This is a genomic window from Synechococcus sp. R8-2 (genome assembly GCF_047461715.1).
In the GTDB taxonomy this organism is placed as follows: Bacteria; Cyanobacteriota; Cyanobacteriia; order Thermostichales; family Thermostichaceae; genus Thermostichus.
The window spans coordinates 1-7,041 of the sequence record NZ_JANSHQ010000356.1; the positions used below are offsets into that span (position 1 = coordinate 1).

A 7,041-nucleotide genomic window follows, 5' to 3' on the forward strand; every position below is an offset into this window, starting at 1 on the left:
TTCAGCGTGAATGTATCAGTCAATTAGGTCTCTGAAGCTATGGACGCCGCCGAAATTGCCGCCTTGAAAGAGCGCATCAAGCTAATCCGCGAACGCCGGCCAGCGGTAGCCAAGCTGTTGGAAAAGCCAGACTTGGGCAGCTTGCGCGTGGATGTCAACCAAGCGCTGGAGGAGATCGACGAGTTGCTCCACGAGTTCGAGCAGACTTTTGGCCCGGAAAGCTAGAGGGCTAGTTCCTGATAAGCTGCTGCAACTGGGCCAGAACCTCAGCGCTGTGGCGGCTGGGGTTTACAATTGGGTCGATTTCTCGCAAAATTCCCTCGGGGTCGATCAAGAACGTATTGCGCAGGGCAACATCGCCCATCCAGGATCCGTAGGCTCGACTGACCGTGCCGTCGGGATCCGACAGCAAAGGAAACTGTAGCCCCTCTGCCGAGCAAAAGCGCCTGTGAGAGTCCACCGAGTCAGCGCTCACGCCCACAACCTGTGCCCCCATGGCCCGGAACTTGGGCAAATCTTGCTGAAAGCGGCGGGCCTCAATCGTACAGCCGGAAGTGAAGTCGCGGGGGTAAAAATACAACACCACCCACTCCCCCCGAAAATCCGCCAGCCGCCGTATTTGCCCGGATTGATCCGGCAATGCGAACTCCGGTGCCGGAGAACCTATTGGCGGGAGAGGAGTAGTTCCCCACTGGGCCCAGGCAGGCTGAGTCATCCCAAAGCCCACAAGCAGGCCCACAACCAATCCCATGAAAACCCTGCCCAATTCCCTCACTGCCCCTCCGAGACCTCTCTAGAACCCATCTCTAGTTTACATAACTTTATATGAGTCCAGGAACTCGCCTCACTGCGCAGAAGCAAGCCAGCGGGGTGGGAAGCATCTCCACTCTGCCAGCTCAATGTTGCCGCTTTGCCAATTCCTTTGCCAATTCAAGGTAACCACTTGCAGAGCAAAAGCTGCGGAGGGATCCCCAACCATCGCCAGAGTTGAGCGGTGCGTTCGATGGGGGTATAGCGCAGTTGAGCGTACAGTTGCCGCGCGGGGAGATTGTCTTCCAATACGTGCAGATGCAAACAGCGGTAGCCCCACCCTTTCGCCACCCCTTCAGCACTGAGCAAAAGCAGACGAGCAATTCCTCGCCGCCGCCAGCCGGGTAGCACCGCCAAGTTGGAGAGGTAGGGATACTTCCCGTGGGCTGTGACCCGCAAAGAGATCTCGGCAGTGCCCACCACTTCGGATCCCACCGCAGCTGCCAGACAGCAGTAGTGGGGATCCCTTGCGGCCAGCCTGAGGCGCAACTCTTCGCGAATGCCCAGCTTGCAAATCGGGTGGATCCAGCGTTGCAGGCCTGAGGGCGGATAAAAAACCTGCGCCAGAACTTCGGCCAAGGGATCCAGATCATTCGATGTAGCTGGGTAAACTACGGGGGAAGGCAACACAGGTTGAGATAGGGCAACCGCAAGCATTCTCCTTATTTTCCCAAACAACTTGCAAACAACAAAACAATAAGTGGTGACCCCCACGGGGAGCCACCACTGAACCGGTAGAACTTGGCCACAGGGAGGAAAACCACCCCTGCCGACGCGGACTAACCGCATCCAAGACTTAACTAAGACTTATTCAGTTGTCTTAACTTGTAGCTTTTTTTTCCAATTTCTAGGCCAGCGCCAGTGGCCGCTCCGACACCAGAATCCGACTCTGAGGTTTACGATGAGATCTCCAGATCGCTAAAATGGCAGGCTGAGCCGTTGATGCGATAGATATCATCCGTGATGGGCTGGTAACCCACTTCCACCAGATCGGACTTGGCAGGAGCAAATATGCGGATAATTGCTCTAGCAATCTTTGAGAGAAAGGTAAACATAGCAACCTCCTGAAAGTGAGAGTGAAACTATGAACTGAGAGAACCTCGAATTGCTAAAGCCCGCAGTCCTTGTCCCACTGAGCGCTGGTTCCGACTCGCAGAGCTTGCAGGTTGAGAGCACCTGAACCTGATCACCGATTTTCCCACCCTGACTCGCTCATGAATGGAGACTCAAAATAGCCGGCTGAGCTTGTTGATCTGGCAAAACCACTTTTATTTGAGGATTATTTGAGGAACACCTAGAGCGCTCTCTCACTTTCCCAGTGGCTTGTGCAGCAAGCCCAACCGCTATCTGCCTAACTCCCTTGTTCTGCTTCGAGGAAAACCTGTCGTAGGTACCAGGTGCCCTGCTGGGCGAGACAACCACTTCTCAGGAGAATCTGCCGAAGCAACGGATCGGAAGCTTGGATCAGAGCGTTGACCGACAGAGAACTTTGGAGAGAATTTTGGATTTGAGTCAGTCGAGAAGCGGTGCCTCGCGTTTGGGATGGGGATGAGATATTATCCTCCTCGCCTGAATCACTACATTCATAATCTAACCTATAGCCGATCTCTCCACCAAGGGCGGCAACCATTCTTAACAGGCTGGATCATTCCTTTAACTTGGTCTTTTCATCTCTTTTTGGTTCAGGTCAATGAGGGATCCCAGCATTCTGGATTCGGATTCCTCAGCCTCTTTCCGTCACAGGACACCTGATTTTTTGGGGAAACAAGCTGGCTCGGCGCGAGCCTTGAGCTAAACAGAAATAAACGCAAAAAAACAACGACCAACCCCTGCTTCGGGCTTAATCGCCGGAAGGAACTCATTCCCTATCCTAGAAAACTCAATCCAGCCGCAGCCCGTTTTCTGGGTTAAGAGAATCTTTATTCCGGGGCCGAGAGCGCAGGATCAAGAGGGAAAAGTAGGGGGGCTGGTAGTCGGCCAGTCCTTCCAGGGTGGGGAAGAGGGTTTGCTGAGGCCAGCCGGCCCAGACCACTAAGCTGGCCTGTTGCAGCCAACCTCTTTCGGCCAGCCACTGCCAAACCTGAGGATAGACAGAGGCCACTTTCATCAAGACGACCACCTCAGCCCAGGCACAAGCCTGCTCCAGTTCCGAGAGGGCAAACAGAGCCGGTAAAATCGCCAATTTCTCGGAGCCGAGCACCAAGGGGGATCCCAGGGCAGCAGCGGCAGCTAAGGGAGAGCACACCCCCGGTATGGCCTGGATGGGCAAGGCGGGGATCCGCTGCCGCAGGGCTTGGGCCACGTAGGCGAAGGTGCTGTAGAGGCCCACGTCTCCCTCACAGATGAAGGCGACATCTTCTCCCCTTTCTAGGAGTGGGGCCAGTTGCTGGGCAGCCACTCGCCAGGCAGCTTGCAGGACTTCCGGCTGGGTGACAAAGGGCAGGCGAAGCGGCAAGAGGGTTTGTTCCGGTCGCAGCCAAGGGCGCACAATCTGATAGGCCAGGCCCGGCTGGCCGGCGGCATTTTGGGGACAGGCCACCCAGTTGACCGTGCTGAGGATGCGGGCTGCTTTGACCGTTATCCAGTCGGGATCCCCTGCTCCAGCACTGATCCCCCAAAAGGTTCCCAGACCCATACTTATTACGTATCAGGCGGTCTCTGTACTGCCCGTACTTCCTTCCTTCAGGCGATCCAAGGCTTCCTGCAAGGAGTTGCGCAAAGATAGGAACTTCTCCAGGCGCACCAGCTTCACCGTTTGGGTAATGCGGGGATTGCTCACCACCTGAAAGACACCCGCACGGCTCTGCACCAGCTTGGCCAGTTGCACCAGGGCGCCGACGCCAGAGCTGTCGATGAAGTCGATCCCTGTCAAATCCAAGATGAGGTTAGGGGATCCCTCTTCTAAATACTTGGTGACCACCTTAACAAAGACCGGCTCGGAAAAGGCATCCAGAAGGCCAGTCAGGTGAAAGACCTGGCAGTTTTCCAGCGCCTCGCGGCTGCCGCGCAAGCTGACCGTCAGAGATAGGGGTTCCGGAATGGCTCTTCTCCTTTCAACCATCTCGACAGAAGGGAACACCTGAGAGAGGCCCCAGGGTGGGTTCAATCTCGGGTGTGGAGATAGCTTAGCATCCCCGTTCTCCGCGGGAGACGGTATTTTTCCGCGGGGTCTTCGGGGGAATTACGCCTGGGAGCAGGGATCTCTTCTTTCTGTTCCCTCGTGGCAAGCCAGGAGTCCTTGGGTAGGATGGGGGCAACTGTGCCGGCAAGGTCGGCCCGCAGTGCACGAATGGCTTTTGGGAGCCTGTCAGGTTTTTAAGGGGTAGGCGGTTGGGAGAGGATCACCAAGATCCAAAGATGCAGCAGCAACGATTCAACCTTTCCCCCATCACTCTAGCTGGGGTGGGTTTGGGCTTGACGGCTGCCGCCTTTGGTGCCGCCTGGGGAACAGGGATCTACCTTCAAGATCACGTGCTGCCGCAGGTGGAAGCAACCCTCTCGCAAGCGATGCGCCGGCGCGTGGAATTGGGGGAGGTGAGGTTTCTGGCCCCCTGGCAGGTGAGCTTGGGAGAAAGCCGCGTTGAACATCTGGCCAGTATCGGCTCCATCGACCTCAGCCCTGATTTCTGGACTTGGCTGCAGACGGGTCAGTGGGTGCTGAATGTTACCCTAAACCAGCCGCAACTGCTGCTGATGGAAACGCTGGATCGCGGCTGGGCGGATGTGCAGTTTCAACTGCCCGAAGGGGAGGGATCCCTGCCTTTCCAGGGGCTGAATATTCGCTTGCGCCAGGGATCCCTGACGGCCATCCCTTTGGTGGGGGAGCGGCGGCAGTTTGACCAGTTGCAGGCCCAGGTGCAGGTGTGGCTGCCCCACAATGCCCCGCCAGGAGAGGAGGATCTTTTCGGGGGGCGGGCCAGTTTCCAGGCGACGGCACGGTTGCTCCCTCGGGAGGGGGAGGGGGGGTACCCCCTGCAGCTCAGGGGGGTGGCGGATTTTGCCCAGGCTTCCGGTTCGGTGACGCTTTCTGCGGCTCGTCTGCCTTTGGATCTCTTGCCCAGTGTGGTGCCGGCGGCCCCTTTTGCGGAGGTGCAGGGGGAAACTGGCTTGGATCTCCAGGTGCTCTGGCGGCGGGATCAACCGCTGGAGTTGACGGGGCAGGCCCAGGTTCAACAGGCTCGGCTGGATCTGGAGAGGTTGCCCCATCCTTTTGAAGAGGTGAAGGGCTCCGTTCGCTTTACCTTGCAGGGGTTGGAGCTGGAGGGGGTGAGCGGTCGCTTTGGTCAGCTTTCCTTTGCCGAGCTAAAAGGCCCGGTGGTCTGGGAGCAAGGACAGGGGTTTGGTTTGCAGGCGGAAGTAGCGCCGGCCCGCCTGCAGCAGATCCAAGAGACGTTTGCCTTTGGCCTGCCGGTGGCGGTGGAGGGGGTGGTAGGGGGATCCGTAACGGTCACCGGCCCCTTGGATCGGCCACAGATTCGGGGACAGTTGCGGGGGCTTTCGCCGGGGCGGGTGGATCGCCTGCCGGTGTCGGAGTATGCCTTTGGCTTCCGCTTTGCGGATCAAACCTTGGCCTTGGAAGCAATTGACCTCAAGACTGCAGGGGGTCGCATCCAAGGCTCCGGCCAGCTGCAATGGGCTGCCGGCTTGGCAGGCCAGTTCGATCTTCAAGTCAGCGGAGCCGACGTGGAGCAGGTGCCGGCCCTTTACGGCCTCAACCTGCCCCGCCGGGGCGCTCTTCCTTGGGTGGGGCCGGTTTCCGCTCAAGTGCAGGTGGCGCTGACGGGATCCCAACCGCGGGCGGAGGCCAGCTGGGAAAGTCTTGGGGGAGAGATTGCCGGAAGAGGGCAGCTGCAGGTTTTGCCGGAGGGTCGGGACTGGGTGGTGCAGGTGCCGCAGGCGGTGCTGGACGTGGGCGGAGGCCGGGTGGCGGTGGCGGGGCGGTGGGCGGGGGGACAGCTCCAGACGCAGTTGGCTCCTCAGGAGGTGCCGCTGGCCTTTTTCAACCCCCAATGGCCGGGATCCCTCTCTGGCGAGCTGACGGCGCAGCTGGACAGGGCGGCGGCAGCAGAAGTGGGCTTCCTGGGGGCGTTGCGGGCGCAAGGGTCGCTGGCTTTGTTGCAGCCTTTGGGAGCGAGGGGACGGCAGTGGGTTGAGGGCATCCGCGGCCAGGTGACTTGGGAGGGATCTGGACTGCATATCCAGGAGGCGGAGGTGTTGGCAGGTGGCACTCGCCTGGCCAGGGTCGAAGGGCAGATCCCCTTGGATCCCCAGACGCTGCAGGTGGGATCCCTGGATCTGAGCTTTACCACCGACGGGATTGCGCTGGCAGAAGTACCCGGCCTGCCGCCGCTGGTGAAAGGAGTGCTGCAGGGATCCGGCCAGATCCGCGGACCTCTGGACACCTTGCAGGTGACTGGCAAGGCGCAGTTGCGGGGCTTGCAGGTGGGAGATGTGGCCTTTGAAGACTTGGCCGGGCCCTTTCAGGGGTCTGTTCAGGGGACGGAAGTGGATCTGCGGGGGAAGCGGGATCGACTGGCGCTGCAGTTGGATCCCCAGTTTCAGCCTTTGCAGTTTCAGGTGCAGCGGGGCGAGGCGGAAATTCGCGGCCAACGCCGGCAAGAGGAGCTCCAGGTGGCAGTGAACCAGTTGCCTCTGGCTTTGCTGGGGGGGGTGGTTGCCGGGCCGTGGGCCAGTCTGCAGGGAACCCTCGAGGGGGAGGTGGCAGTTGACCTGGCAAGCGGCGCCGCCCAAGGACGGGCTGCGGTGGCGGATCTGCAGTTGGGAGGGATCGAAGTACGGGGCTTTTCGGTGGATTTCGACTACCACGCTGGTAATGGTTCTCCTCGCCTAGAGATCGCCCAAGCTCAACTGGATTTGTTTGAGAGCACCTACACCGCTAGCGGCACCCTGGAGCTGCCGGCGGATCCCCTCCAGGGCGGTTTGGAGTCTACTCCAGAGGTTTCCGTTCCTCAAATTAACCTAGAGATCAGCACCCGCCAGGGCCGCCTGGAAGACATCGTCTCTGCCTTTAAGTGGCGGCAGTGGCAAGACATCACCACTCGCGGCTTCCGGCGGCCCCCCTTGGGCCCTGCCTCGGCGTTAAAGACCGACCCGGTCGGTTTGCCCAACCATCCTCTCCTGGAGCAGCTGGAGTACTATGCCCAGATCTTGGCCGTCCACCTGGAGACCTTGGCCAGCCGCATGGATCCGCTGTTCGCGTCAGCGGTGCGG

The 7,041-nt window shown here is 59.4% G+C and carries 6 protein-coding genes and 1 pseudogene; 2 read left to right on the forward strand and 5 right to left on the reverse strand.

The window, feature by feature from the left end; genetic code table 11:
* Positions 1-39: 39 nt before the first annotated feature.
* Positions 40-225 (forward strand): hypothetical protein, encoded by a 186-nt coding sequence (locus NW819_RS08925; RefSeq protein ID WP_011433765.1) that lies wholly within the window; start codon positions 40-42, stop codon positions 223-225.
* Between the two features lie 4 nt (positions 226-229).
* Here NW819_RS08925 and NW819_RS08930 read toward each other — a convergent pair whose 3' ends face one another.
* The 5 genes from NW819_RS08930 to NW819_RS08950 form a co-directional block, all read right to left on the reverse strand.
* On the reverse strand, positions 230-751 hold the full coding sequence (locus NW819_RS08930; RefSeq protein WP_011433766.1) for a peroxiredoxin: 522 nt from the start codon (positions 749-751) through the stop codon (positions 230-232).
* A 179-nt stretch (positions 752-930) separates the two neighbouring features.
* Positions 931-1,467, reverse strand: coding sequence for an N-acetyltransferase family protein (locus NW819_RS08935; protein WP_414413532.1), 537 nt, complete (start codon positions 1,465-1,467; stop codon positions 931-933).
* A 239-nt stretch (positions 1,468-1,706) separates the two neighbouring features.
* Entirely contained in the window at positions 1,707-1,865 is a 159-nt protein-coding gene (locus NW819_RS08940) for a hypothetical protein (RefSeq protein ID WP_414329361.1), read from the reverse strand.
* 824 nt (positions 1,866-2,689) lie between these two features.
* Positions 2,690-3,445, reverse strand: coding sequence for a precorrin-2 C(20)-methyltransferase (locus NW819_RS08945; RefSeq protein WP_414413533.1), 756 nt, complete (start codon positions 3,443-3,445; stop codon positions 2,690-2,692).
* 12 nt (positions 3,446-3,457) lie between these two features.
* Entirely contained in the window at positions 3,458-3,871 is a 414-nt protein-coding gene (locus NW819_RS08950; RefSeq protein WP_414329363.1) for an STAS domain-containing protein, read from the reverse strand.
* 296 nt (positions 3,872-4,167) lie between these two features.
* Between NW819_RS08950 and NW819_RS08955 the strand changes: the two are divergent.
* Positions 4,168-7,041: pseudogene (locus NW819_RS08955) on the forward strand (translocation/assembly module TamB); the annotation flags it as partial.

Coding starts and splice junctions, on each gene's coding strand:
- NW819_RS08925 (WP_011433765.1), top strand. CDS start 40: ATGGACGCCGCCGAAATTGCCGCCTTGAAAGAGCGCATCAAGCTAATC.
- NW819_RS08930 (WP_011433766.1), bottom strand. CDS start 751: ATGGGATTGGTTGTGGGCCTGCTTGTGGGCTTTGGGATGACTCAGCCT.
- NW819_RS08935 (WP_414413532.1), bottom strand. CDS start 1,467: ATGCTTGCGGTTGCCCTATCTCAACCTGTGTTGCCTTCCCCCGTAGTT.
- NW819_RS08940 (WP_414329361.1), bottom strand. CDS start 1,865: ATGTTTACCTTTCTCTCAAAGATTGCTAGAGCAATTATCCGCATATTT.
- NW819_RS08945 (WP_414413533.1), bottom strand. CDS start 3,445: ATGGGTCTGGGAACCTTTTGGGGGATCAGTGCTGGAGCAGGGGATCCC.
- NW819_RS08950 (WP_414329363.1), bottom strand. CDS start 3,871: ATGGTTGAAAGGAGAAGAGCCATTCCGGAACCCCTATCTCTGACGGTC.